The 22,349-nt window shown below is 72.6% G+C and carries 22 protein-coding genes; 10 read left to right on the top strand and 12 right to left on the bottom strand.

Annotation, left to right across the window (positions count from 1 at the left end; all coding sequences use genetic code 11):
- Window positions 1–16 precede the first annotated feature (16 nt).
- Together KY5_RS02145 and KY5_RS02140 are read right to left on the bottom strand one after the other, a co-directional pair.
- Window positions 17–463, bottom strand: a complete 447-nt coding sequence (locus KY5_RS02145) for an Lrp/AsnC family transcriptional regulator (protein ID WP_098240560.1) — start codon at window positions 461–463, stop codon at window positions 17–19.
- Between the two features lie 153 nt (window positions 464–616).
- Window positions 617–1,357, bottom strand: a complete 741-nt coding sequence (locus KY5_RS02140) for a S1 family peptidase (RefSeq protein WP_234362580.1) — start codon at window positions 1,355–1,357, stop codon at window positions 617–619.
- Window positions 1,358–1,932: 575 nt separating this feature from the next.
- Between KY5_RS02140 and KY5_RS02135 the strand changes: the two genes are divergently transcribed.
- Both KY5_RS02135 and KY5_RS02130 read left to right on the top strand, forming a co-directional pair.
- On the top strand, window positions 1,933–2,391 hold the full coding sequence (locus KY5_RS02135; protein WP_098240558.1) for a rhodanese-like domain-containing protein: 459 nt from the start codon (window positions 1,933–1,935) through the stop codon (window positions 2,389–2,391).
- 322 nt (window positions 2,392–2,713) lie between these two features.
- Window positions 2,714–3,559: an SDR family oxidoreductase gene (locus KY5_RS02130; protein WP_098240557.1), complete on the top strand. Its 846-nt coding sequence runs from the start codon at window positions 2,714–2,716 to the stop codon at window positions 3,557–3,559.
- Between the two features lie 39 nt (window positions 3,560–3,598).
- On the opposite strand, the gene KY5_RS02125 is transcribed toward KY5_RS02130, so the two are convergent.
- Window positions 3,599–5,311, bottom strand: coding sequence for a DUF885 domain-containing protein (locus tag KY5_RS02125; RefSeq protein ID WP_098240556.1), 1,713 nt, complete (start codon window positions 5,309–5,311; stop codon window positions 3,599–3,601).
- 32 nt (window positions 5,312–5,343) lie between these two features.
- On the bottom strand, window positions 5,344–5,859 hold the full coding sequence (locus tag KY5_RS02120) for an Lrp/AsnC family transcriptional regulator (RefSeq protein WP_098240555.1): 516 nt from the start codon (window positions 5,857–5,859) through the stop codon (window positions 5,344–5,346).
- Between the two features lie 60 nt (window positions 5,860–5,919).
- On the opposite strand from KY5_RS02120, the gene KY5_RS02115 reads away from it, so the two are divergent.
- Entirely contained in the window at window positions 5,920–7,206 is a 1,287-nt protein-coding gene (locus tag KY5_RS02115) for a trans-sulfuration enzyme family protein (RefSeq protein ID WP_098247017.1), read from the top strand.
- Here the strand turns inward: KY5_RS02115 and KY5_RS02110 are convergent.
- A complete protein-coding gene (locus KY5_RS02110) occupies window positions 7,157–8,614 on the bottom strand; it encodes a GNAT family N-acetyltransferase (RefSeq protein WP_098240554.1) in 1,458 nt (485 codons plus the stop codon). The genes KY5_RS02115 and KY5_RS02110 overlap by 50 nt on opposite strands.
- Window positions 8,615–8,749: 135 nt before the next feature.
- Entirely contained in the window at window positions 8,750–10,330 is a 1,581-nt protein-coding gene (locus tag KY5_RS02105; RefSeq protein WP_098240553.1) for an alkaline phosphatase D family protein, read from the bottom strand.
- A gap of 197 nt (window positions 10,331–10,527) precedes the next feature.
- Between KY5_RS02105 and KY5_RS02100 the strand changes: the two genes are divergently transcribed.
- A complete protein-coding gene (locus tag KY5_RS02100) occupies window positions 10,528–11,196 on the top strand; it encodes a maltokinase N-terminal cap-like domain-containing protein (protein ID WP_098240552.1) in 669 nt (222 codons plus the stop codon).
- A gap of 63 nt (window positions 11,197–11,259) precedes the next feature.
- The gene (locus KY5_RS02095) at window positions 11,260–11,670 is read left to right on the top strand and encodes a VOC family protein (RefSeq protein WP_098240551.1); all 411 of its coding nucleotides are present in this window, start codon (window positions 11,260–11,262) and stop codon (window positions 11,668–11,670) included.
- Window positions 11,671–11,718: 48 nt separating this feature from the next.
- On the opposite strand, the gene KY5_RS02090 is transcribed toward KY5_RS02095, so the two are convergent.
- Window positions 11,719–12,549 (bottom strand): alpha/beta fold hydrolase, encoded by an 831-nt coding sequence (locus tag KY5_RS02090; protein WP_098240550.1) that lies wholly within the window; start codon window positions 12,547–12,549, stop codon window positions 11,719–11,721.
- A 173-nt stretch (window positions 12,550–12,722) separates the two neighbouring features.
- Between KY5_RS02090 and KY5_RS02085 the strand changes: the two genes are divergently transcribed.
- Entirely contained in the window at window positions 12,723–13,601 is an 879-nt protein-coding gene (locus KY5_RS02085) for an RNA polymerase sigma-70 factor (RefSeq protein WP_418952732.1), read from the top strand.
- A gap of 295 nt (window positions 13,602–13,896) precedes the next feature.
- Window positions 13,897–14,658, top strand: coding sequence for a GntR family transcriptional regulator (locus tag KY5_RS02080; protein ID WP_098240548.1), 762 nt, complete (start codon window positions 13,897–13,899; stop codon window positions 14,656–14,658).
- Window positions 14,659–14,754: 96 nt separating this feature from the next.
- Here KY5_RS02080 and KY5_RS02075 read toward each other — a convergent pair whose 3' ends face one another.
- The 3 genes from KY5_RS02075 to KY5_RS02065 form a co-directional block, all read right to left on the bottom strand.
- Window positions 14,755–15,912, bottom strand: coding sequence for an ROK family transcriptional regulator (locus KY5_RS02075; RefSeq protein WP_098240547.1), 1,158 nt, complete (start codon window positions 15,910–15,912; stop codon window positions 14,755–14,757).
- A gap of 121 nt (window positions 15,913–16,033) precedes the next feature.
- A complete protein-coding gene (locus KY5_RS02070) occupies window positions 16,034–16,696 on the bottom strand; it encodes a response regulator transcription factor (protein WP_055544435.1) in 663 nt (220 codons plus the stop codon).
- 14 nt (window positions 16,697–16,710) lie between these two features.
- Window positions 16,711–17,928, bottom strand: coding sequence for a sensor histidine kinase (locus tag KY5_RS02065; protein ID WP_098247016.1), 1,218 nt, complete (start codon window positions 17,926–17,928; stop codon window positions 16,711–16,713).
- 109 nt (window positions 17,929–18,037) lie between these two features.
- Here KY5_RS02065 and KY5_RS02060 point away from each other — a divergent pair, with 109 nt between their 5' ends.
- From KY5_RS02060 to KY5_RS02050, 3 genes are all read left to right on the top strand, one after another.
- Window positions 18,038–18,970 (top strand): ATP-binding cassette domain-containing protein, encoded by a 933-nt coding sequence (locus KY5_RS02060; RefSeq protein WP_098240546.1) that lies wholly within the window; start codon window positions 18,038–18,040, stop codon window positions 18,968–18,970.
- Between the two features lie 2 nt (window positions 18,971–18,972).
- Window positions 18,973–19,719, top strand: coding sequence for an ABC transporter permease (locus KY5_RS02055; protein WP_098240545.1), 747 nt, complete (start codon window positions 18,973–18,975; stop codon window positions 19,717–19,719).
- Window positions 19,720–19,781: 62 nt separating this feature from the next.
- Window positions 19,782–20,252, top strand: coding sequence for a hypothetical protein (locus tag KY5_RS02050; RefSeq protein WP_098247015.1), 471 nt, complete (start codon window positions 19,782–19,784; stop codon window positions 20,250–20,252).
- A gap of 7 nt (window positions 20,253–20,259) precedes the next feature.
- Here the strand turns inward: KY5_RS02050 and KY5_RS02045 are convergent, their stop codons facing one another.
- On the bottom strand, window positions 20,260–21,306 hold the full coding sequence (locus KY5_RS02045; RefSeq protein WP_199842898.1) for an enoyl-CoA hydratase/isomerase family protein: 1,047 nt from the start codon (window positions 21,304–21,306) through the stop codon (window positions 20,260–20,262).
- A gap of 47 nt (window positions 21,307–21,353) precedes the next feature.
- Entirely contained in the window at window positions 21,354–22,346 is a 993-nt protein-coding gene (meaB, locus tag KY5_RS02040) for a methylmalonyl Co-A mutase-associated GTPase MeaB (protein WP_098240543.1), read from the bottom strand.
- Window positions 22,347–22,349: the final 3 nt, after the last annotated feature.

Here is a 22,349-nt window from a genome sequence, read left to right as displayed (position 1 = left end):
GCGGAGGACTTCCCGGTCAGCGGCCGAGCGGGCGGCGCGGCAGGGGAGAGGAGTAGACGACGCTCGTCGTCACCGAGCCGAGTGCGCCGATCTTCCCCGAGACCTCTTCGAGGTGCTGCATCGAGCGCGCGGTGACCTTGATGACGAAGCAGTCGTCGCCCGTGACGTGGTGTGCCTCGAGGATCTCGGGGGTCGCGTCGACCAGGTCGTGGAACGGCTTGTAATGGCCGTTGGGGTAGCGGAGCCGCACGAAGGCCAGGATGGGCAGGCCGAGCCGCTCCGGATCGATCACGGCCGCGTACCCCTGGATCACCCCCGCCTCCTCCAGGCGCCGCACGCGCTCGGTGACGGCGCTCGGGGACATCGAGACGGCGCGCGCGAGCTCCGCGTAGCTGGCGCGGCCCTCGCGCTGAAGGACGTCGAGGATGCGCCAGTCGGTGGCGTCCGTGGAATAACCGGTCATCCCGGAGAGGTAACAGGGAAATCCCCGGCCGGACAAGGGGGGTGCCGGGGAACGGTCCCGCTCGTCCGCATTTCGCCCGCCGTGCCGCGTGTCGCCCCCGCGCGGTCGGAGTGCGGGGGCGACGGTACGGCCCTGTCGGGCGCGTGAGTCCGGTCAGACGCCCGCGACGCTCTGGATCCAGGAGCGGTACGCCGTCACGTTCGTGTACGCGGTCGTGGTCTGGCGGTCGCTGGTGGAGGCGACGCCGACCTGCGCGCCGCCCGCCATCATGGGACCGCCCGAGTCGCCGCCCGCGGTGATGCCGTCGCCGCGCCTGGCGCAGATGGCGCGGCCGCCGTAGGCGTCGGTGCAGCCGCCGGTGACCACGACGTTGGCGACCTTCAGGCGCTGGGACTGGCAGTTGATCTCCGGGCTGCACTGGGAGGTGGCCCCCCAGCCGTAGACCTGCACGGTCTGGCCCACCTGGACCGAACCCGGATTGCCCAGTTGTGCGTAGGTGCCCGGCACGGAACGGTCGAGCTGGACCAGGGAGAGGTCCGCGGTCGAGTGGCTCTGGACGCGGATGCCGTTGGCCACCGTGCCGCCGGACGTCTGGTCGAGGCTGCCGATGCGGAACGAGAGGCCGCCGCCGCTGACACAGTGCTTCGCGGTGAGGATCCAGGTCGGGGCGACGATCGTGGCGCTACAGGTCTGGCGCCCGTTGGAGAAGAGCCTGGCGGCCCAGGGGGCGTTGCTGGCGTAGCCGCCGCCGATGATCGGCTGGGGCGAGTTGACGGACGCCGCGCGGGGCGCCTGTGTGTCCGCCGCGCCCTGGGCGGCGGCGGTGGGGGCCCCGAGGCCGAGTACGGCGAGTGCGGTGGCCGCGATCGCGGGGGCGAGTCTGGGTATTCGCACGTTCGTCTCCATTGTGTGGGGATGGAACTGTGTGAGGGTGGAACGTCCTGGGGTGAGGACAGAACCGCATAGGTATGCGGCACTGGTGCACGCGCGGAAGGCGAGTGTGTCCTGTCGCGTGCATGCCATCTCTGGCTGGGGTGAATCTGGCAGAGGAGCCGTCGGCGGCGCAAGAGGTAGGCGACTGCCCGAATTTCGTCGTTCCGTTGGCCGGGAGGGCGCGCGGCCGATTCGGCGATTCACCGCGAGACGGCATGCGACGGCGACCCCGGGCGGCGTGGAGCCACCGTGTGGGCTTGCGCATCGACGTATGACCAATCGGTTCTGGTCTGGACCATTCTCAATGGAGCCGGTGCTTCCCTGGCAACTGTCTTTCGCGACAAACCTGTTGGCCCCCGGGTGTCCGCTCCCACGCTCCGCGAGGGCCCGACAGGGCCGTGCGCGCGCCCGCGCGGCGACTCGCCGTGAATCACCCATGAAGGGGTGGCGACTCACCGGGAAATCCCCGGTGGCATCGTCGGGATGCCGGGGATCGCCCCTTCAGGGTTCCGGCCGCCGACCGTAGATTTTTCGCCATGAACAACACGAACACGCAGTTCAGCAGCCCTTCCGCCGCCGCGGCGTACTTCGGCGCGAGCCTCGTCTTCCACGCCGACGTCTCCGATGTGGCGTCCGCGCTCGCCGCCGGTGGCGACCCGGGCTTCGTCGTGATCGACACCCGGTCCACCGCGTCCTGGGACCAGGGCCACGTCCCCGGCGCCCTCCACCTGCCCACCGCGCTCATCCCCGAGCAGGCCGACGCGCTGCTCGACAAGTCGGTGCCGGTGATCACCTACTGCTGGGGCCCCGGCTGCAACGGCGCGACCCGTGCGGCGCTCGCCCTCGCGCAACTCGGCTTCCAGGTCAAGGAGATGCTCGGCGGCTTCGAGTACTGGGCCCGCGAGGGCTTCGAGTTCGAGACGTGGGAGGGACGTGAGCAGCGCACTCCTGACCCGCTCACGGCGCCGGTCGACGCCGAGGACTGCGGCTGCTGAGGCGGGCGGGGCGCCGGGACGGGAGGACACGGCGTGTCGGCGCACCAGCCCACCGCCGCGCAGCCCACCGCCGCGCAGCCCACCGCCGCGCAGGCTTACGCCGCGCAGGCTTACGCCGCGCAGGCTTACCTCGCGCAGGCCGCGGCGTGCATACGCCACGGCACGCCTACGCCGCCCACGCTCATGTCACGCACGCCCACGCCGAGGCACGCCCAGGTAGCGGTGTCCGAGTGTCATGAGCCCATGAGCCCCCCCCACACACACACATCCACCACGAAAAACGCCGTGCGATGCGCAGCGCACGCGCGCATCATGGTCTGTCATGCCGCACCTCCCTCACCCCACAGCCGACCAACTCCGCCGCGATCCGCTGCCGCTGCGCGGGCGCACCGCGCTCGTCACCGGCGCCAGCAGGCGTGGCGGCATCGGGTACGCCGTCGCGCGGCGGCTCGCCGCGTACGGAGCCGGTGTCTATCTGCACCACCACGTTCCGCACGACGCCGCGATGCCCTGGGGCGCCGACCGCCCCGAGGACGTCGTCGAGGGGGTGCGCGAGGTGCTCGGAGATCCGGAGGCGCCGGTCCTCGCGGGGCCCGGTGACCTGACGGAGGCCGACGCCCCTGCCCGGCTGATCGAGACCGCCGCCGACGCGCTCGGCGGTCGGCTCGACATCCTCGTCGCCAACCACGCGCTGAGCGGCCGCGACGGCGAACTGGCCGAGATCGACGCCGCCATGCTCGACGCGCACTGGGCGGTGGACACCCACTCCGTGATCCTGCTCGTGCAGGCGTACGCCAGGCTGCGCGCGAAGCTCCCGTCCCGTACGCCCGGCGGACGGATCGTGATGATGACGTCGGGGCAGGACATCGCGGGCGGCATGCCGGGCGAGGTCGCCTACGGCCTGCAGAAGGGCGCGCTCGCCTCGGCGACCCGCACCCTCGCGACCACGCTCGCCGAACTCGCCGTCACGGTGAACTGCGTCAACCCCGGCCCCGTGGACACGGATTACCTCACCGGTGACGACTACGCGGCGGTCCAGGCACGGTTCCCCGCGGGCCGCTGGGGCATGCCGGACGACCCGGCCCGGCTCATCTCCTGGCTCGCCACGGACGAGGCCGCCTGGATCAGCGGGCAGGTCATCGACTCGGAGGGCGGCTTCCGCCGCTGACGCCCCTCGCCGGGTGGGCGAGGGACGTCAGCGCGGCACTCACAGCGCGGAGAGCTCGTCCACCAGATCGTCGAGGCCCAGCGAGCCCTGCGAGAGCGCGGCCATGTGCCAGGCCTTGGCGTCGAACGCGTCGCCGTGCCGCCGCCGGGCGTTCTCGCGCCCGAGCAGCCAGGCCCGCTCGCCCAGCTTGTAGCCGATGGCCTGCCCGGGGATCGTCAGATAGCGGGTCATCTCGCTCGCCACGTACTCCGTGGGGCGGCTGCAGTGCGCGTCGTAGAACTCCTGGGCGAGATCGGGGGTCCAGCGCTCACCCGGGTGGAAGGGCGAGTCCGCGGGGATCTCCAGTTCCAGGTGCATGCCGATGTCGACGATGACCCGCAGCGCGCGCGTCATCTGCGCGTCGAGGTAGCCGAGCCTGCGCTCCGGGTCCGTGAGGAAACCGAGCTCGTCCATCAGCCGCTCCGCGTACAGCGCCCAGCCCTCCGCGTTGGCGCTGACGATGCCCACGGTCGCCTGGTAGCGGGAGAGGTCCGCAGCGACGTGCGCCCACTGGGCGATCTGCAGGTGATGTCCTGGCACGCCCTCGTGGTACCAGGTGGAGACGAGGTCGTAGACGGGGAAGCGGGTCTCGCCCATGGTCGGCAGCCAGGTGCGGCCGGGGCGTGAGAAGTCCTCGGAGGGGCCCGTGTAGTAGGGCGCGGCCGCGCCGCCGGGCGGGGCGATGCGCGACTCCACCGTCCGCACCCGCTCGGCGAGTTCGAAGTGCGTGCCGTCCAGCTCCCTGATCGCCTCGTCCATCAGCTCCTGGAGCCAGGCCCTGGTCTCTTCGACGCCCTCGATGTGCGTCCCGTGCTCGTCCAGGTGCGCGAGCACCACCCAGGGCGTCGCCGCGCCGGGCAGGATCTTCTCGCCCTCGGACCGCATCTCGCCGAGCAGGCGGTGGAACTCCGCCCAGCCGTACGCGTACGCCTCGTCGAAGTCCAGGTCGGCGCCGTTGCACTCGCGGGACAGGCGGGCGTAGCGCTCGCGGCCCACGATGTCGGGGGCGCCCTCGATGGCGGGGGCGTACACGTCCCGCATCCAGTCGCGCAGCGCCACGACCGCCGCGGTGGCGTCCCGCCCGGCCGCGTCGAGCTCCGCGCGCAGCGCGTCGGGCCCGGTGGCGGCGAAGTCCTCGAACCAGCCTCGGCCGTCCGCGCCGCCGGGGCCCGCCCACTGCGTGAGCTGGTCGATGAAGGTGGCGGTGGGGCGGGGGGCCGCGAACAGCTTCCGCTCCAGGCCGAGTGCGAGCGAGGCGCGGTACGCCTCGTACGCGGCGGGCACGGCCCGCAGCCGTTCGGCGACCGCCGCCCAGTCCTCCTCGGTGTCCGTGGGCGTCACGGTGAAGACCTCGCGCACCTGATGCGGCACGGTGTGCAGATTGCCGACCGCGCGCAGCCCTTCGTCGGCCTCGTGCACGGCGAGCTGCGCGGTGAGCCGCTCGCGCAGCAGTCGGCCGCACCGGCGCTCGATCTCGCTCTGCGCGCCCGGCTCGCGCTCCGCCTCGTCGAGCCGCGCCAGGGTCGTCCGCGCGAGCCGCGCCAGCGCCTCCTGGCCCTCGGGAGAGGGATCGGGCAGCCTGCGATGGCTCTCCTTGACGCCGAGGAAGGTGCCGGTGATCGGGTCGAGCGCGATGAGTTCGTCGACGTAGGCGTCGGCGACGTCACGGGGGAGCGGGGCGGTGTTCGCCTGCGGGTTCTTCGTGGCTGCCATGCGGACATCCTCGTACGGCGAGGGGGTGTGCGTCACCATGATTGGTCGGAGGATTCACGGGCGCCGACGGCTTCGGCGTCCGGCGGAAGCAGCGGGCCGCACGCCCATTGCTGGAAGATCAACCGGGTCTCCACGCGGGCCACTTCGCGCCGCGCGGTGAACTCGTCGAGCACCAGCCGCTGCAGATCGGCCGGGTCGGCCACGGCGACATGCACGAGAAAGTCCTCAGGACCCGTGAGGTGGAACAGCGAGAGCGCCTCGGGCAGCGCTCTGATCCGGTCCACGAACGGCCCCACGAGATCACGGCGGTGCGGGCGCACCTGCACCGAGAGCAGTGCTTCGAGGCCGCGCCCGAGCTTCGCGGGGTCGAGCCGCAGCTGATGTCCGAGAATCACTCCCGAGCGCCGCAGCCGCGTCACACGATCAAGACAGGTCGACGGCGCGACGCCGACCTGCGCGGCGAGATCCCGGTAGGTGGTCCGGGCGTCGTTCTGCAACAGCCGCAGGATGTGGAGATCCACCGGGTCGAGTGCGACAGATTCGGCCATCGGCCGAACGTAGCACGGTACTTGACCCTCGGGACCCGGGCGATGTTCAGGCTGTGCGGCATGGAAGCGAACACGAACACGGCACGGCGCCCCACCACCGATGGCGGCGCCCTGGCGACGGCGGTGGCCACGAGCACCCGCCCCTCGCGTGCCCTGGCCACCGAGGCCGTGCACGCCGGACGGGACGACCTGGCCGAACTCGGCCTGCACGCCGCGCCGATCGACCTCTCCACGACCTACCCCTCCTACGACAGCAGGGGCGAGGCCGCCCGCATCGACGCCTTCGCCGCGGACGGCGCGCTGGACGGCGGGCCGCCCGTCTACGCACGCCTCGGCAATCCGACCGTCGCCCGGTTCGAGACCGCGCTCGCCCGGCTCGAAGGCACCGAGAGCGCGGTCGCGTTCGCCAGCGGCATGGCGGCCCTGACCGCGGTGGTCCTGGCCCGTGCGGCGGCGGGCCTGCGCCACGTCGTCGCGGTCCGGCCGCTGTACGGGTGCAGCGACCACCTCCTGACCGCGAGCCTCGTCGGCACCGAGGTGACCTGGGTGGACCGGTGGGACCTCGAGGGCCCCGAAGGGGAGGGCGACGCGGCCGCCGCCATCGCGGCCGCCGTCCGCCCCGACACCGGCCTGGTGATGGTCGAGTCACCGGCCAACCCCACGCTCGCCGAACTCGACCTGTCCGCCGTCGCCCGCGCCTGCGGCGAGGTGCCGCTGCTCGCCGACAACACCTTCGCCACGCCCGTGCTGCAACGGCCCGCCGAGAGCGGCGCCCGGCTCGTGCTGCACAGCGCGACCAAGTACCTGGGCGGGCACGGCGACGTCATGGGCGGCGTGGTCGCCTGCGACGAGGAACTCGCGCGACGGCTGCGCCAGGTGCGGTTCACCACCGGCGGGGTGCTGCACCCACTCGCCGGCTATCTGCTGCTGCGCGGCCTGGCCACGCTCCCCGTACGGGTGCGCGCGGCGTCGGCCAACGCGGCGGAACTGGCACGCCGCCTCGCCGCCGACCCGCGCGTGTCCCGCGTCCACTATCCGCGGCTCGGCGGCGCCATGGTCGCCTTCGAGGTGCACGGCGACCCGCACGAGGTGATCGCGGGAGTACGCCTGATCACCCCGGCGGTCAGCCTCGGCAGCGTCGACACGCTCATCCAGCACCCGGCGTCCATCAGCCACCGGGTCGTCGACCCGGCGGACCGGCGCGCCTGCGGGGTGAGCGACCGGCTGCTGCGCATGTCGGCGGGGCTCGAGGACGTCGATGACCTCTGGCGCGACCTGGACAGGGCACTCGGACCTGTCAGCGGTCCGCCTGCTGGCGTTCGTGGTCGTACGGCAGTCGTGAGTTGACCGGCGTGGTGTCGAGGCGGGCCGTGATCACCAGCGTGCCCTCCTCGATCTGGTAGTCGAGCGGCAGGCCGAGCCCGCGCATCGCCGCGACCATTCCCGTGTTGGACGCCTGCGTCACCGCGTACACGCTGTCGCAGCCCGCCTCGACCGCGAGCGTCACCAGACGGCCGAGCAGCAGGCCGCCGATGCCGCGCCGCTGCCAGTCGTCCTCGACGAGCAGCGCGATCTCGGTCTCGTCGCCGTCCCAGAGCAGGTGGCCGATGCCGACGACGCGCCCCGACGCGGTCTGCACCGCGAGGGTGCGGCCGAACCGGGGGCTGAGCAGGTGGTGGAGGTAGCGGTCGGCGTCCTGGACCGGGCCGTGGTAGCGCAGGGCGAGCGTGCGGGGCGAGCAGCGGTCGTGCATGGCCTTGGCGGCCTCGACGTCGGCGGTGTCGGCCCGCCGCACGGTGATGGAGTTGCCCTCCGGCAGCGTCAGCACGTCCTGGCCGCGCGGCATGCGCGGTCCGAGCCGCGTGTCGAGGTCGACCAGGGCCCGCGCCCGCGCGAACTCCGTAGGGGTGAACGGCAGATACGGCCGCTCCACGGTGATCACTTCGCCCTCGGGGCCCTTGAGCCGCAGCAGGGTCCCTTCGAGCGCGCCGTCGACGGGCGTGCCGTGAGCGGGCGCGGCCTCGTCCTCGCGCGTCGCGGACCGCGCGCCCGCGGGCGAGGAGCGGATGGTGCAGCGGCCCAGCAAGTGACGCAGTGCGAGCGGCAGTTCGGCGGCATCCAGGGCGGTGCGGGTCGCCAGGCCCAGGACGCGGGTGGGCGCGTCGACGAGGTCGTGCGCGTCGGCGCGCTCGATCCAGGTCCCCGTGCCGCCCGCGTGGGCGAGTGCCCGGGTGATCTCGGCAGCGGACAGCGCTTCGGGCGCGCGCAGCAGGAACTCGTCGACGGTGCCTTCGGCCAGCGGGTGGGCCTGGAGGCTGAGGATGTCGACGTGCCGTTCGGCGAGCGTCACGCACAGCGCGGCGAGCGAGCCCGGCTCGTCCCGGACGGTCGTCCGCATCCGCCAGAGCGTCGTCGCCCCCGACGGTTCACCGAGGCTTCCCGGAGCGGCGGGGGACGGCGCGTGCCCGGCCTGCTCCGCGGCTGCGGGCGGCCGGGCGCCGGTATCGTGCGGGGGCGGCGGGGCATGGCCGTGGCGCCGTGCCCACCAGGTGTGGAACCCGGCCGTGGCGAGCAGCACCACGGCCGAGATCGCAAGCAGGGCGGGTCCGTCGGGCCCGTGCCCCACCATGTTCGCGACCGCGTCCGCCACCGCGACGGCGGTGAACAGAGCGGCCAGTTCGACCACGTCGCGCCGCCAGTGGTGGACGGGGCGGCCGTGTTTGGTCCGGGTCACATCAGAGAGGTCAGCTCGCATACGGCCACTGTGGAGGACCGGTGTTGCGTGATCACGAACGTCCTGTGACCGATGGGTAAAGAGGCATTTTGCCGCTTTGCTTCTTATTTGCCTGGCGTCGATGCGCCGCCCGGGTCTCCCCAACCGCCGGGGCCTCTACTGCCCCACACGCCCCGGCTGTAGCTCCTGGGTGAACAGCACGCCGCCGCCCTCCTGCCGCAGTCGCACCGTCAGCACCCCGCTGTCACCGTCGATGTCGACCTCGCCGAAGTACTGCGGCGTCTCGGCGGGCGAGGTGTTCGCGCGGCTCGGCGCCTTGATGAACGGCTGCTCGGGGCCGAACGTGCCGTCGAGCTTCGTCGCGGGGAAGCCACCGGCGGCCAGCGGTCCCGACACGAACTCCCAGAACGGCGCGAAGTCCTTGAAGGCCGCGCGCGAGGGATCGTAGTGCTGGGCCGACGTGTAGTGCACGTCGGCGGTCAGCCACAGCGTCCCGGTGACCTTGTGGCGCTTGATATGCCGCAGGAGCTCGGCGATCTGCAGTTCACGGCCGAGCGGGGCGCCCGGGTCGCCCTGGGCCACCGCCTCGAAGTTGGCGCTGCCGTCGGGCACGACGAGCCCCAGCGGCATGTCGGACGCGATCACCTTCCACACGGCGCGCGATCGCGACAACTCCCGCTTCAGCCAGGCGAGCTGGCGCGCGCCGAGGATCCCCGTGGTGTCGTCGGGCTGTCTGCCGGGCGAGTTGGCGTTGCGGTACGAACGCATGTCGAGCACGAACACGTCGAGCAGCGGTCCGTGCCGCAGCACGCGGTACACCCGTCCGTCCTCGTCGCCGGGCGGCAGCGTCGAGACGGGGAAGTACTCGCTGAACGCCCGCAGCGAACGCTCCGCGAGGACGTCCACGTTCTTCTCCGTGTAGCGGGCGTCGCTGAGGATCTGCCCCGGGTACCAGTTGTTGTGCACCTCGTGGTCGTCCCACTGGACGATGGAGGGCACCTGGGCGTTGAACCGGCGCAGGTTCTCGTCGAGCAGGTTGTAGCGGAACGCCCCGCGGAACTCCGCGAGCGACTCGGCGACCTTCGACTTCTCCTCCGTGGTGACGTTGCGCCACACGGTGCCGTCGGGCAGCGTCACGCTCGGCAGGATCGGCCCGTCCGCGTAGATGTTGTCGCCGCTGCACAGGAAGAAGTCGGGGTCGCGCCTGCGCATCTCCTCGAAGACGCGGTAGCCGCCCCGGTCCGGATTGATGCCCCATCCCTGTCCCGCGATGTCGCCGGACCACAGGAAGCGCACGCCGTCCTTGCGGCCCTTGGGGGAGGTGCGGAACGTGCCGGTGACCGGCTGGCCCGTACGGCGGGGATCGTCCGGATCCGCGAGGAGTACGCGGTAGTGGATCTGCTCACCCGCGGGCAGGCCGCGCAGGCGCGTGGTGCCCGTGAAGTCCGTGTCGGGGCCGAGCAGCGGGCCGTGCCAGCGGCGCGGATTGCGGAACGACTCGGTGGCCGACGTCTCCACGATCATGCGCGCGGCCCTGTCGGAGCGCACCCACACGAGCCCCGCGTGCGCGGTCACGTCCCCGGCCTGCACGCCCCAGCCGGCCTTCGGGCGACCCGAGAGGGCGAGCGAAGGGGCCGCCCCGGCCAGCGCGGGCACGGCGAGCGCCGCGGGAACGGCGAGCGATCCGCGCAGCACGCTGCGGCGACGGGGGGACGGGCTCGGCTGACGGTGTGACATGAATGCGCCTCCAGTGACGGGTGCGACCAGTGTGCGGTGGGCCGACGGGTGATGCGCCACAGCGCCCACGCGAAGCACAAGTGAACAACTCATGGCGGCTCCAGGGGAACCGCCGCGCGTGGCGGATGCGAAGGTGTGATCGTCCGTGCCTGTCCAGAGCCCGCCGAGGGCCCGCCCGGGGAAAGAGATCATCCGCGATGGCCGTCATCCACCACACCGTCCTGAAGCCGACCAAACGGGAACTGCTCACCTCCTGGCTGCCCTCCCGTCCGTGGTACCGGGGCGGCGCGGGCGCACCGGAGCTGGCGAAGGCCGGTGGCTTCCGGCTCGACGACCCGCGGGGCGAGGTCGGCATGGAGTTCGTCGTGGTCACCGACGGCGCCGGGCCCGTCCCTGTCACCTACCTGCTGCCCCTCACCTATCGCGGTGCCCCGCTGGAGGGTGCGGAACACGCCCTGGTCGGCACGATGGAGCACGGGGTGCTCGGGCGGCGCTGGGCGTACGACGGCTGCTACGACTCGGTCCTCGTCGAGCAGTTGTGGGCCCTGGTCGAGGGGCGGGTGCGGGCGCAGGACCAGAACACGAGCGACGTCGTCGACCAGGAGGTCATCAGCTCCTGCTCGGCGGCCGAAGCTCCCGTCGCCAGGGACCTCGCCGCGATCGTCGCCGAGGGCTCCGAAAGCACCGAGCTGACCGCGCGGGACGGCGGGCGTCTCAGCCTGCACCGGATCCTGCGGCCCGCCCCCGAAGGATCGCCGCTCGCCGCGCGAGGGGCGAGCGGTCATGTCACGGGTGCCTGGTCGGCGCCGGACGGGACCCGCGCGCGGGGGCTGTTCGCCACGCTGTACGCCGCCGGTGGCGCGTAGCCGGTGATGTCTAAGCTCGGCGCACGGCACGTCACGGGGCGTGCCCGAGAGAAGGAGCACGCCGTGCCCGTCAACGGTCAGAGCCACATCCGCATAGCCCGCCCCTCGCGCGACCTCGCCGCGGCCGAGCGCTTCTGGGCCGAGGGGCTCGGGCTGAGCGTGGTCTGGCGGTCGGCGGGCGGGCAAGCCCACGGGGAGCACGACCTGTTGATGCTGGGCTGGCCCGACGCCTCCTGGCACCTCGAACTCGTCCACGACGCGACCGCGCCCGTCGAGCCGGTGCCCACCGAGGAGGACCTGCTCGTCGTCTACGTGGACGAGGAGGTGCCCGAGGACCTGGTGGTGCGCCTCGAGGAGCACGGCGGCAGACGCGTGCTCTCGCCCAACCCCTACTGGAACGAGTGGGGCGTCACGATCGAGGACCCGGACGGCTACCGCCTGGTCCTCTCCCGGCGGGGCTGGTCCAACTCCTGACCACGCCGGGGGCGTTGCCGCACGGCGACGCCCCCGACCGCGCGCCGGTCAGCGGCAGGTGTCCAGGATGACCCGGGCGACCAGGGCCGGATCGTCGTTCATCGGCACGTGCCCGCAGCCCGGCAGCCGGACGAGGCGCGCGCCGGGGATGGTGTGCTTGGCGCGGATGCCCTGGCGGCGCAGCAGCAGCCGGTCCTTGGTGCCCCAGGCGACGGTGACCGGGATGTCCGGCACGTCGTCCTGGAAGAGGACGTCGCGCCCCGCGGCCAGCGTCTCGTCGAAGCCCGTGGCGGCGCGCAGCGCGAGGGTCTCCTCGACCACGGCCTCCGGCGAACGGCGCCAGGGCCGGGCGTAGATGGTGCTGGTCAGCGCGGTCCGCCCGGCCGCGGAGCGGGAGAGCCGCTCGATGGTGGGCCGGGGCAGCAGGCGCGCCCCCTGACGCATCGCGAGGAGTGTGCCGAAGGCGTACCGGCGCTCGGCCTGGGTCCAGAAGCCGCCGGGGGAGAGCGCGGTGACCGAGCGCACGAGCTTGTCCCTGCCCAGCTCCAGGGCGAGCAGCCCGCCGAGTGAGTTGCCCGCCACGTGCGGCCGTTCGACCTCCAGCGCCTCGCAGAGCGCGCCGAGCGCCGCCGTCACCGTGGCGAGGTCGTAGGGCACTCCGTCCGGCAGCGCGGCGGACTCGCCGAAGCCCGGCAGGTCCACCGCGATGACGTCGTGTTCGGCGGCCAGGATGTCGATGACCGGGGACCAGGCCTGCCAGTGGTGGCCGATGCCGTGCAGGAGCAGCAACGGCTCGCCCGCGCCCGCCCGTTCGTAGGCGACGGTCATCTCCCGGGGACCGCCGGGCGATGCGACGCTGAAGGACACCTGTGCGGCCATGGCTGCTCCTGTCCCCGTCCCTGGACGACGGTTCCTTAGACGTGATGTCAGCAACAATTACCGCTCAGTAGGCTCCACTTCAAGAGGGCGGCCGGATGTGCTGTGCGCCGCACCGGTTTCACCTGGACAGGGGGTGTTCCGTCGGTTGGGATGGAGGGGTGGTTAACGACAGCATGACCGAGGTCTTCGAAGAGCACCGTCCCGTCCTGATGGGCGTCGCCTACCGCATGCTCGGCCGGGTGGCCGACGCGGAGGACGTCGTCCAGGACGCCTGGCTCCGCTGGTCGACCGTCGACCGCGGGGAAGTGCGCGAGCCGCGCGCCTACTTGGTGCGCGTCACCACCCGCCTCGCCATCGACCGGCTGCGCCACCTCCAGTCCCGGCGCGAGTCGTACGTGGGGCCCTGGCTCCCCGAGCCGTACGTCACGGACTTCGGCGCCAAGGTCCCCGACACCGCGGAACGGGCCGTGCTCGCCGAGTCCGTCTCCCTCGCGGTCCTCGTCGTCCTGGAGTCCCTCTCGCCCCTGGAGCGCGCCGTGTTCGTGCTGCGCGAGGCCTTCGGGTTCCCCTTCGCCGACATCGCGCAGACCCTGGACCGCAGCGAGGCGGCCGTGCGGCAGCTCGCGGGGCGGGCCCGCAAGCACGTCGAGGACGGCACGCCGCGGTATCAGGTGGACCCCGTCGAACGCCGTGATCTGACCGAGCGCTTCCTCGCGGCGGCGACGGAGGGCGATCTCGACGGGCTGATGTCGCTGCTCGCCCCGGACGTCACCCTGGTCGGCGACAGCGGCGGCAAGTCCAGGGCGCCGCTGCGGGTCATCGAGAGCGCCGACAAGGTGGGCCGCTTCGTCCAGGGCGCCGCCCGCAAGGGGATCACCGAAGGGGCCGCCGTGGAATTCCGCTTCGTGGAAGTCAATGGCGCCGAGTCCCTGCTCGTCACCGTCGACGGCAAGCCGGACAGCGTCCTCCAGTTGGAGGTCGCCGACGGGCGCGTCCAGCGCGTGTTCATCGTCCGCAATCCGGACAAGCTCGTGTCGTTCGTTTCGGAGTAACCCCAGGAAATATCGCCTACCAAGGGATCAATCGGTACGAAGTGAGCCCCTGCCGCGTCGGTGGGGGCTCACTTTCGTGCCCATGGTGCGTGCGTGGCTGGTTACGCCCGCTTGGCCTCCCGCGAACAGCGCGTGAATGCTCTGTGGCATCACCCCTGTGCGGGCTGTAACGGACCGAGGATTGGTCTTGACCAAGGGTGGGTGCGGCTTTATGGTCGCAGAGATAGTGCAGGAACCTTTAATAAACAAGGGCGCTTAAACGCCGCCGGTTGCACGGCGATTGCGGAGGATCAGGGTGGGGACCACGCAGCTCGAAACGGTGCCGGAGCCGAAGTACTGGCATCTGAAGACCGTGCTCAGTGAGGCGCTCGACTCCGAGTTCGCCGTGGGGGAGATCCTGCCCAACGAGCGCGACCTCGCCGCCCGGTTCGGTGTCGCCCGCGCCACGCTGCGCCAGGCACTCGAACAGCTCGAGCTGGAAGGCAGGCTGCAGCGCCGCCGCGGCGTCGGCACGACCGTCGCGCCGCCGCGGATGGGCGTGGCCGTCGGCTCCGCGCAGGGCACGTGGCCCGGCGCCGTCGGTGACGCCTGGCAGCCCGCGGACTGCGGCCCCGCGGTCCCGCCCGCGGACGTGGCACGCATGCTGGAGACGCTCCCGGAGGAGCAGGTGCACAGGGTGCGCCGCACCCGCGTCTCGCACGGCCAGCCCGTCGCGGCCGAACTGCTCTACGTGCCCACGTCGTCCGTCCCCGAGCTGACCGGGATCGACGCGCCGTCCGGCGCGGCACGCGCGCGTGCGGTGCTGCGCGAGCTGGCCGGGCTCGGACTCGAAGGGCAGGACAGGGCCGTCGAACTCGGCTCGGCCCGCGCGGACGACGCCAAGGCGCTCGACCGGCTCCCCGGGGCACCCGTCCTCGTCGTGACGACCCGCTTCTTCGCCGAGGGCCGCACGGCCGCCGTCTCCGTGGCCACATACCGCGCGGACACCTGCCGCCTCACCTTCGGCGACTCCGGAGGCGTGGAGATCCACCACGGACCGGAGCGGCACGCTTCCTGACGTCCTCGGTGCCGACGTCCTCACGGGCGTCGGCCCGGCACCCCGCGCCCGGCCCCGTGCCGGGCGCTTCGTGTTTCCCGCTGCCCAGGGCCCCGCTCACCGGCGTGCGGTGACGGTCCCCTCGACGGCGAACAGCTCTTCCTCGACGTGGTCGAGCGCGAGCCGCAGCGCCCCCGTCGCCACCGCTGCCTCGCCGAGCAGCGAGAGCGCGACACGCGGCGGCCGCAGGCAGTAGCGCGCCAACTCGCGGTGCAGCGGCTCCAGTACGCCGTCCAGACCGGCGGCCCAGCCGCCCACCACGACCAGCTCGGGGTCCAGGGCGAGCACCAGGGCGGCCACGTCGTGCACCAGCCGCTGGATGAAGCGCTCCACGGCCGCCTGCGCCCGCTCGTCGCCCTCGCGCGCGTGCGCGAAGACCTCGGCCACGGCGTGCTCGTCCAGCGGGTGCAGCGGCTCGTCCGTCGTCGAGAGCAGCGTCTCCGGAGTGACCTCGCGGCCGAGCAGGTGCAGCGCGCCGATCTCCCCGGCCGCGCCGCCGTAACCGCGGTGCAGTCGGCCGCCGATCAGCGAACCGGCCCCCGGGCTCAGACCCGCGAGGACGAACACCACGTCGTCGGTGTCGGTCGCCACGCCCTTCCAGTGCTCGGCCACCGCCGCCGCGTTGGCGTCGTTCTCCACGAGCACCGGGCACTTGAACGACCGGCGCAGGCGTTCGCCCAGCGGCAGCCCCGTCCACTCGGGCAGCGCGGTGCCCAGCCGTACGGTGCCGTCGACCTCGACGATGCCGGGGCTGCCGACCCCGACGGCGCGCAGCGAGCTGCGGGCGATCCCCGCGCGGCGCAGCAGGTCGGCGACCACGGTGCGCAGCCTCTCGAGCCGCTCGTCCGCGGGTGCGGCCTCCGACACGTCCTTCGAGGCGGTGCCGAGGATCTTGCCGTCGAGGTCGGAGAGGGCGGCCGCGACACGGTGCGGGCCGATCTCCAGACCGAGCAGATGCCCCGCCTCCGCCCGGAAGCGGAACTTCCGCGCGGGCCGTCCCTGACGTCGTGCGCCGCTCTCCTCGGCGTCGGACTCCACCACGAGCCCGGCCTCGATGAGCCCCTCGACGACTCCCTCGACGGTGGGCCGGGAGAGTCCGGTCACGCGGGTGATCTCCGTGAGCGTGGCCAAGTCCGCGGCGCGCAGTGCATGCAGCACCACCGCGGAGTTGATCCGACGCAACAGAGAGGGGTCCCCGCCGGTCAGCTGCCCCAACGTCCGTCCTCCCAGCTCGTGCGCATGATGGCCGGATCGTACTCGCAGGGCGTGGCCGCGGCGAGTGCCGGGCTCGCCTTCGTCCCGTGCGCCGGTCCCATCCGGACGCGGTCCGCGTTCCTCATCCCGGCGCGACGAAACCGGACTCGTAGGCGGCGATGACCGCCTGCGTCCTGTCCCGTGCCCCCAGCTTGGCCAGGACCGAGCTGACGTGCGACTTGACGGTCTCCGTGCCGACGACCAGACCGGAGGCGATCTCGGCGTTCGAAAGCCCTCGGGCCATCAGGCGGAGCACCTCCGCCTCGCGCTCGGTGAGCGCCGCCTTGTCCAGCGCGGCCCTGGCCTGCGGATTGCCCCGCTCCGCGCCGTACTCACCCGCGAGCTGGCGCACCGCGGCGGGGAAGAGCAGCGACTCGCCCTCGGCGACGAGCCGCACGGCGTGCACGATCTCCGCGGGCCTGGCCCGCTTCAGGAGGAACCCGTCGGCTCCCGCGCGCAGCGCCTCATAGACGTACTCGTCGTTCTCGAAGGTCGTGATCACCAAGATCTTCGGCGGGTCCTGGACCGTGCGCAGGACGGCCCTGGTGGCCTCGATGCCGTCGAGCAGCGGCATGCGTACGTCCATCGCGACGACGTCGGGCCGCAGCTCGCGGACGAGGGGGATCACCGCCGCGCCGTCCGCCGCCTCGCCGACCACCTCGATGTCGGGCTGTGCCGCGAGGACCGCGCGCAGACCCGCGCGTACGAGGGGTTCGTCGTCGACCAGGAGCACTGTGACCGGCATCCGGTCAGCCTAGATCACACCAGGGGTAGCTCGACGTGCACCTGCCATTCACCGTCGTCGGGGCCCGTGGTGGCCCGCCCGCCGAGCAGCGTGGCCCGCTCCCGGATGCCCCGCAGACCGCTGCCGCCGCGTCCGGTGACGCCTGCCGAGGGCGGTGGGAGCGGGTTGCGTACGTTCATGACGATGCGGGCGTCGTCGACGGCTATGCGCAGGCGCACCGGCACGGGGCCCGAGTGGCGCAGCACGTTCGTCAGTGCCTCCTGGAGCATGCGGTAGCCCTCGCGCGAGACCGGACCCGGCAGCCGCTCCACGGGGCCCGTCACCGCCACGTCCACCTTCGCGCCCGAGGCGCGGGCCGAGTCGAGCAGGCGCTCGGCGTCGGCCAGGGTGGGCCGCCCGCTCACCGGCTTCTCGTCCTCCCGCAGCACCCGCAGGACGCGCTCCAGGTCCTCCAGCGCCGCCCGGCCCGTCTCCTCGACGGCCTCCAGGGCGCGCTCGGTGAAGGCCGGATCCGCCGCGGCGCGCGCGGCGCCCGCCTGGACGACGGCGACGGTCAGCGCGTGCCCGATGGAGTCGTGCAGCTCGCGCGCGATGCGGTTGCGTTCGAGGAGTTGCTCGGTGCGTTCCTCCAGGGCGGCGAGACGCTCGGCGGGGGAGGGGCCGAGCAGACGGCGGGCGGCCAAGGCCATCAACCGGCCCGAGTACACGATCACCGCGAGCTCGGCCAGGACGAAGAGGGCGCTCAGCGGCAGGGCGCCCCAGCCGTGGCCGGGGATGCGGAAGAGCAGACCGTCGTCCTCCGGTGCGTCGTCGGCCGCGCCCAGCAGTGCCAGCGACGTCCCGAGAAGCTGCCCCGTCAGCAGGGCCATGGCGCAACCGCTCTCCAGGCGGAGCACGAGCCAGACCGCCGTCCTGGCCCGGTCGCGCCACGAGGCGGACGGAGCCTCCGAGACGCCCGCGTCCTGCTCCTCGCCCTCCACGCGCGCGTGCGGGCCGGGGAAGAGCATCAGCCGAGCTTGCAGTCCCTCGGCCCGTCGCGTGGCGGGCACCATCGCGGCCGCCACAAGGAGCGGAACGGGGACGACGACGATGAGCAGCCAGTCGGCGAACGTGGGGCTCGAGAGCCCCGGATAGATCGCGCCGATGACCCAGGCGACCACCGAGCCCAAGAGGATGTGCAGAAACCGCGTATAGGTGACCGCACGCGTCAGAGGTCTCAGGAAGCCGGGCATGGCGTCATCGTGCCAGGCGCACCGCGCCACCCGGCTCCCCCGTGAGAGGGAGACGATCTCCCCGGGCGGGGGAAGACCCCGGGTGGGGGCGGCGACGAGGCTGATGCCCATGACCAGCATCGACGTCCAAGACCTCACCAAGGTGTACGGCACGACCCGGGCCGTGGACGCCCTCACGTTCGGCGTCCGCCCCGGCCGGGTCACCGGATTCCTCGGTCCCAACGGCGCCGGCAAGTCCACCACCCTGCGCCTCGTCCTCGGCCTCGACCGCCCCACCTCGGGCACGGCCACCGTCGGCGGCCGCTCCTACGCCGCCCTCGAAGACCCGCTGCGCCACGTAGGCGCGCTCCTCGACGCCCAGGCGGCGCACGGCTCGCGCTCCGCCCGCGGCCATCTGCTCGCCCTCGCCGTCAGCAACCGCCTGCCCGCGCGCCGCGTGGACGAGGTCCTGGAGGAGGCGGGGCTCGCGTCCGTGGCCAATCGCAGGATCAAGACCTTCTCGCTCGGCATGCGCCAGCGCCTCGGCATCGCGGCCGCGCTCCTCGGTGACCCCGGCGTGGTCATGCTCGACGAGCCGTCCAACGGCCTCGACCCCGAAGGCATCATCTGGATCCGCGAGTTGATGCGACGCCTGGCGGGGGAGGGCCGCACGGTCCTGGTCTCCAGCCACCTCATGAACGAGACCGCCACGTTCGCCGACCACCTCGTGGTCCTCGGCAGGGGCAGGCTCCTCGCCGACACGCCCATGCGGGAGTTCATCGAGGGACACAGCCACCCGCGCGTGCGGGTGCGCACCACGGATCCCGACGCGCTGCGCGGCGTCCTCTCGGGCAAGGGCTACGTCCTGGGAGAGGCGGAGAACGGCCGGTGGACGGTGGAGGGCGCCAAGGCCGAGCAGGTCGGTGCCATCGCCGCGCGCGCCGGCATCCCCGTCCTGGAACTCGCCGACGAACAGGCATCCCTGGAGCAGGCCTACCTCGCTCTCACGGCCGACGAGACCCAGTTCGCGGCCACCGCACCCACGACCCGCCAGGAGGTCTGACCATGGCGCACACCGCCGCACTGCCCGTCGCCCACGCCGAGTGGCTCAAGATCAAGTCCCTGCGCTCCAGCATCGGTTCGCTGCTCGCCGTGTTCCTGGTCAGCGTCGCCATCACCACACTGGTGTTCGCCACCGTGGGCAAGGCCGAGGCGGACAACGCCGACGCCGAGCCGCTGTTCGGCGCCTTCTACGCCTTCAACTTCGGGCAGATCGCGGCCATCAGCTTCGGCACGACCGCCGTCTCGTCGGAGTACACGAGCGGGGCCCTGCGGATCTCGCTCGCCGCCGTACCGCGCCGCGGGCTGTTCTACGGGGCCAAGATGGCCGTCGTAGGTGGCCTCGCGCTGCTGGTGGGACTCGTCACCAGCTTCGGGACCTTCCTGGTCGGCCAGGCATTCCTGGGGGAGTACGCGATCGGACTCGGCCACTCCGGTGCCGTGCGGGCCTGCGTCGGCGGCGGCATCTACCTGGCACTGATGACGCTCCTCGCGGCGGGCCTGACGGCCGTGCTGCGCAGCGGAGTCGCCGTCCTGAGCGTGCTCATCCCCTTCACGCTGATCGTGTCGTTCGTCGTCGGCGACGTGGCGAGCGGCGTCGCGGCCTTCCTGCCCGACAAGGCGGGCCAGCAGGTCCTCCACGAGGATCCGACGGGAACCCTCGGGCCCTGGACCGGACTTGCGGTGACGGCCGCCTGGACGGCCGCGGCGCTGATCGCGGGCTGGTGGGCGGTGCGGCGCCGTGACGCGTGATCCGTCGCGGAGGCACTGAGGGACATGACCGATTGTCAGTGGCGCCCGCTTTACTGGACGTCATGAGGACCGCACAGCATCTCGCCGCGATCGACCTGCTGCGCTCCCGGGAGTTCCCCGCGGAGCACGGCAGGTCGGAGCGCGGCTCACAGGGGCCCGGGTACCACATAGCGGAGTTACTGACGAGCGACCCCTTCTGGGAGGACGACGGCACGCGCTGGGAGGCGACAGAGGAGCAGTTCGAGGCCGAGCGCGACGGCCTCGCGGTGCTCCTCGCCGACCGGTGGGGGCCGCCCCAGACCTTCAGCCTCCAGAGCCTGTTCGACCGCGTCGTGGACGCGGACTTCGGGGATCAGCGTGACGGGGGAGCGGACGAGGCGATACCGGAGCCGTGGGCGCAGTTGAGCGCGTCCGTGCCGGACCTCCACCTGTGGCGGGTCGACGGGCGCTGGATAGCCCTCGGCGTCTCGCAGTGGGACAAGGAGCAGCCGTTCCAGCTCCTCGCGGTGGTCACCGAGACCGACCCGCCGTGAGGTCCCGTCAGGCGCTCGTGCCGACGGCGGGTTCCTCGAAGTAGCGGGCCACGTCCGCGTCCGTCACCTGGGAGAGCTCGGCGGGGGACCAGCGCGGGGCGCGGTCCTTGTCGACGACCTGCGCGCGGATGCCCTCGGGCAGGTCGGGCGAGGCGAGCGCGGCACAGGACACGCGGTACTCCTGCGCGAGGACGGCCTCCAGGGACGGCAGCTCGCGCGCCTTGCGCAGGGCGGCGAGGGTGACCTTCAGCGACGTCGGCGACTTCGCCAGGATCGTCTCGGCGGCCTCCTTCGCGTGCCGGTCACCGAAGGCGTGCAGGCGCTCGACGATCTCCTCGACGGAATCGGCCGCGTAGCAGTGATCGATCCACTCGCGGCGCGCGGCCAGTTCGCCCGCCGGGGGCGCCGTCGCGTACTGCCGTACGGCGTCGGCCGCGGTGAGGTCGGAGAGGGCCGCGGTGAACTCCGCGAGGCGCGCGGAGGGCACGTAGTGGTCGGCGAGCCCGCACAGCAGCGCGTCGCCCGCGCCCACGGCCGAGCCGGTCAGCGCCAGATGCGTGCCCAACTCGCCGGGCGCGCGCGTCAGCAGATAGGTGCCGCCCACGTCGGGTACGAAGCCGATGCCGGTCTCGGGCATGGCGACCCTGGAGCGTTCGGTGACGACGCGCACGTCGCCGTGCGCGGAGACGCCGACGCCGCCGCCCATCACGATGCCGTCCATCACCGCGACGTACGGCTTGGAGTAGCGGGCGATACGGGCGTTGAGCCGGTACTCGTCGTGCCAGAACGCGGCCGACGCCGCCCGGCCGCCCGCCCTGACGTCGTCGTGGATGGAGCGGATGTCGCCGCCCGCGCACAGCCCGCGCTCACCGGCGCCGGTGAGCACCACCGTGGCGACCGAGTCGTCCCGCTCGTACGCGGTGAGGGCCTCGTCGATCAGGCCGACCATCGCGTGGTTGAGGGCGTTGATGGCCCGCGGCCGGTTCAGGACGATGTGCCCGGCGCGTCCGGCGCGGCGCAGCAGTACGGGGGCTTCGCCGGGAGTGGCGTTCATGGTGCGGGTGGCTCCGTTCATGTGGGGCGTGCCTAGGGGGGGCGCGGTCAGGGGCGGTCGCCCTGAAACGCGTCGAGGATCCGCTCGGCGGCCGACGTCGCCGTCAACGTGCCCTCCCGGACGCGCTGTTCCAGCTCGGGCGCCACCCGCTGCACCTCCGCGTGCCCGAGCAGCCTGCCGAGCAGTTCGTCGCGGACCATCGCCCAGGTCCAGTCGACCTGCTGGTCACGGCGCTTGGCGGCCAGACGGCCCGTCGAGTCGAGCAGCGCGCGGTGCTGCTCGATCCGCTCCCAGAGCGTGTCGAGGCCGCTCGACTCGCGGGCGCTGCACGTCAGCACGGGCGGGGTCCACGCGGCGTCCGCCGGGTGCATCAGCCTCAGCGCGCCCGCCAGTTCACGTGCCGCCGAGCGCGCGTCCCGCTCGTGCGGTCCGTCCGCCTTGTTCACGGCGATCACGTCGGCCAGCTCCAGGACGCCCTTCTTGATGCCTTGGAGCTGGTCACCGGTGCGCGCGAGGGTGAGCAGCAGGAACGTGTCGACCATGTTCGCGACGGCCGTCTCCGACTGCCCGACGCCCACGGTCTCCACGAGCACCACGTCGTACCCCGCGGCCTCCATCACCACGATCGACTCGCGGGTCGCCTTGGCGACACCGCCGAGCGTCCCGGCGGAGGGCGAGGGCCGTACGAAGGCTGCTGGGTCGAGCGAGAGCCGTTCCATCCTGGTCTTGTCGCCCAGGATGGAACCGCCCGTGCGGGTGGACGAGGGGTCCACGGCGAGCACCGCGACCCGGTGTCCGAGCGCGGTGAGCATCGTGCCGAGCGCGTCGATGAACGTGGACTTGCCCACGCCGGGCACTCCGCTGATGCCGATCCGGCGCGCCCGCCCGCTGTGCGGCAGCAGCTCGGTGAGCAGCCGCTGCGCCAGTTCCCTGTGCTGCGGCCTGGTCGACTCGACGAGGGTGATGGCGCGCGCGACGAACGCGCGCTTCCCGTCGAGGACGCCCTTCACATACGTGTCGATGTCGATCGTCACAGCCATGGG

The sequence above is a fragment of the Streptomyces formicae genome (assembly GCF_002556545.1).
Lineage (GTDB): Bacteria > Actinomycetota > Actinomycetes > Streptomycetales > Streptomycetaceae > Streptomyces > Streptomyces formicae_A.
This window is presented reverse-complemented; position numbering and strand designations above follow the sequence as displayed.

Excerpts from the sequence above, each read along its gene's own strand:
- KY5_RS02135 (WP_098240558.1), top strand. The coding sequence starts at position 1,933 with ATGAACAACACGAACACGCAGTTCAGCAGCCCTTCCGCCGCCGCGGCG.
- KY5_RS02125 (WP_098240556.1), bottom strand. The coding sequence starts at position 5,311 with ATGGCAGCCACGAAGAACCCGCAGGCGAACACCGCCCCGCTCCCCCGT.
- KY5_RS02060 (WP_098240546.1), top strand. The coding sequence starts at position 18,038 with ATGACCAGCATCGACGTCCAAGACCTCACCAAGGTGTACGGCACGACC.
- KY5_RS02070 (WP_055544435.1), bottom strand. The coding sequence starts at position 16,696 with ATGCCGGTCACAGTGCTCCTGGTCGACGACGAACCCCTCGTACGCGCG.
- KY5_RS02105 (WP_098240553.1), bottom strand. The coding sequence starts at position 10,330 with ATGTCACACCGTCAGCCGAGCCCGTCCCCCCGTCGCCGCAGCGTGCTG.
- KY5_RS02115 (WP_098247017.1), top strand. The coding sequence starts at position 5,920 with ATGGAAGCGAACACGAACACGGCACGGCGCCCCACCACCGATGGCGGC.
- meaB (WP_098240543.1), bottom strand. The coding sequence starts at position 22,346 with ATGGCTGTGACGATCGACATCGACACGTATGTGAAGGGCGTCCTCGAC.
- KY5_RS02100 (WP_098240552.1), top strand. The coding sequence starts at position 10,528 with ATGGCCGTCATCCACCACACCGTCCTGAAGCCGACCAAACGGGAACTG.
- KY5_RS02130 (WP_098240557.1), top strand. The coding sequence starts at position 2,714 with ATGCCGCACCTCCCTCACCCCACAGCCGACCAACTCCGCCGCGATCCG.
- KY5_RS02110 (WP_098240554.1), bottom strand. The coding sequence starts at position 8,614 with ATGCGAGCTGACCTCTCTGATGTGACCCGGACCAAACACGGCCGCCCC.
- KY5_RS02145 (WP_098240560.1), bottom strand. The coding sequence starts at position 463 with ATGACCGGTTATTCCACGGACGCCACCGACTGGCGCATCCTCGACGTC.
- KY5_RS02055 (WP_098240545.1), top strand. The coding sequence starts at position 18,973 with ATGGCGCACACCGCCGCACTGCCCGTCGCCCACGCCGAGTGGCTCAAG.
- KY5_RS02120 (WP_098240555.1), bottom strand. The coding sequence starts at position 5,859 with ATGGCCGAATCTGTCGCACTCGACCCGGTGGATCTCCACATCCTGCGG.
- KY5_RS02085 (WP_418952732.1), top strand. The coding sequence starts at position 12,723 with ATGACCGAGGTCTTCGAAGAGCACCGTCCCGTCCTGATGGGCGTCGCC.
- KY5_RS02050 (WP_098247015.1), top strand. The coding sequence starts at position 19,782 with ATGAGGACCGCACAGCATCTCGCCGCGATCGACCTGCTGCGCTCCCGG.
- KY5_RS02065 (WP_098247016.1), bottom strand. The coding sequence starts at position 17,928 with ATGCCCGGCTTCCTGAGACCTCTGACGCGTGCGGTCACCTATACGCGG.
- KY5_RS02045 (WP_199842898.1), bottom strand. The coding sequence starts at position 21,306 with ATGAACGCCACTCCCGGCGAAGCCCCCGTACTGCTGCGCCGCGCCGGA.
- KY5_RS02090 (WP_098240550.1), bottom strand. The coding sequence starts at position 12,549 with ATGGCCGCACAGGTGTCCTTCAGCGTCGCATCGCCCGGCGGTCCCCGG.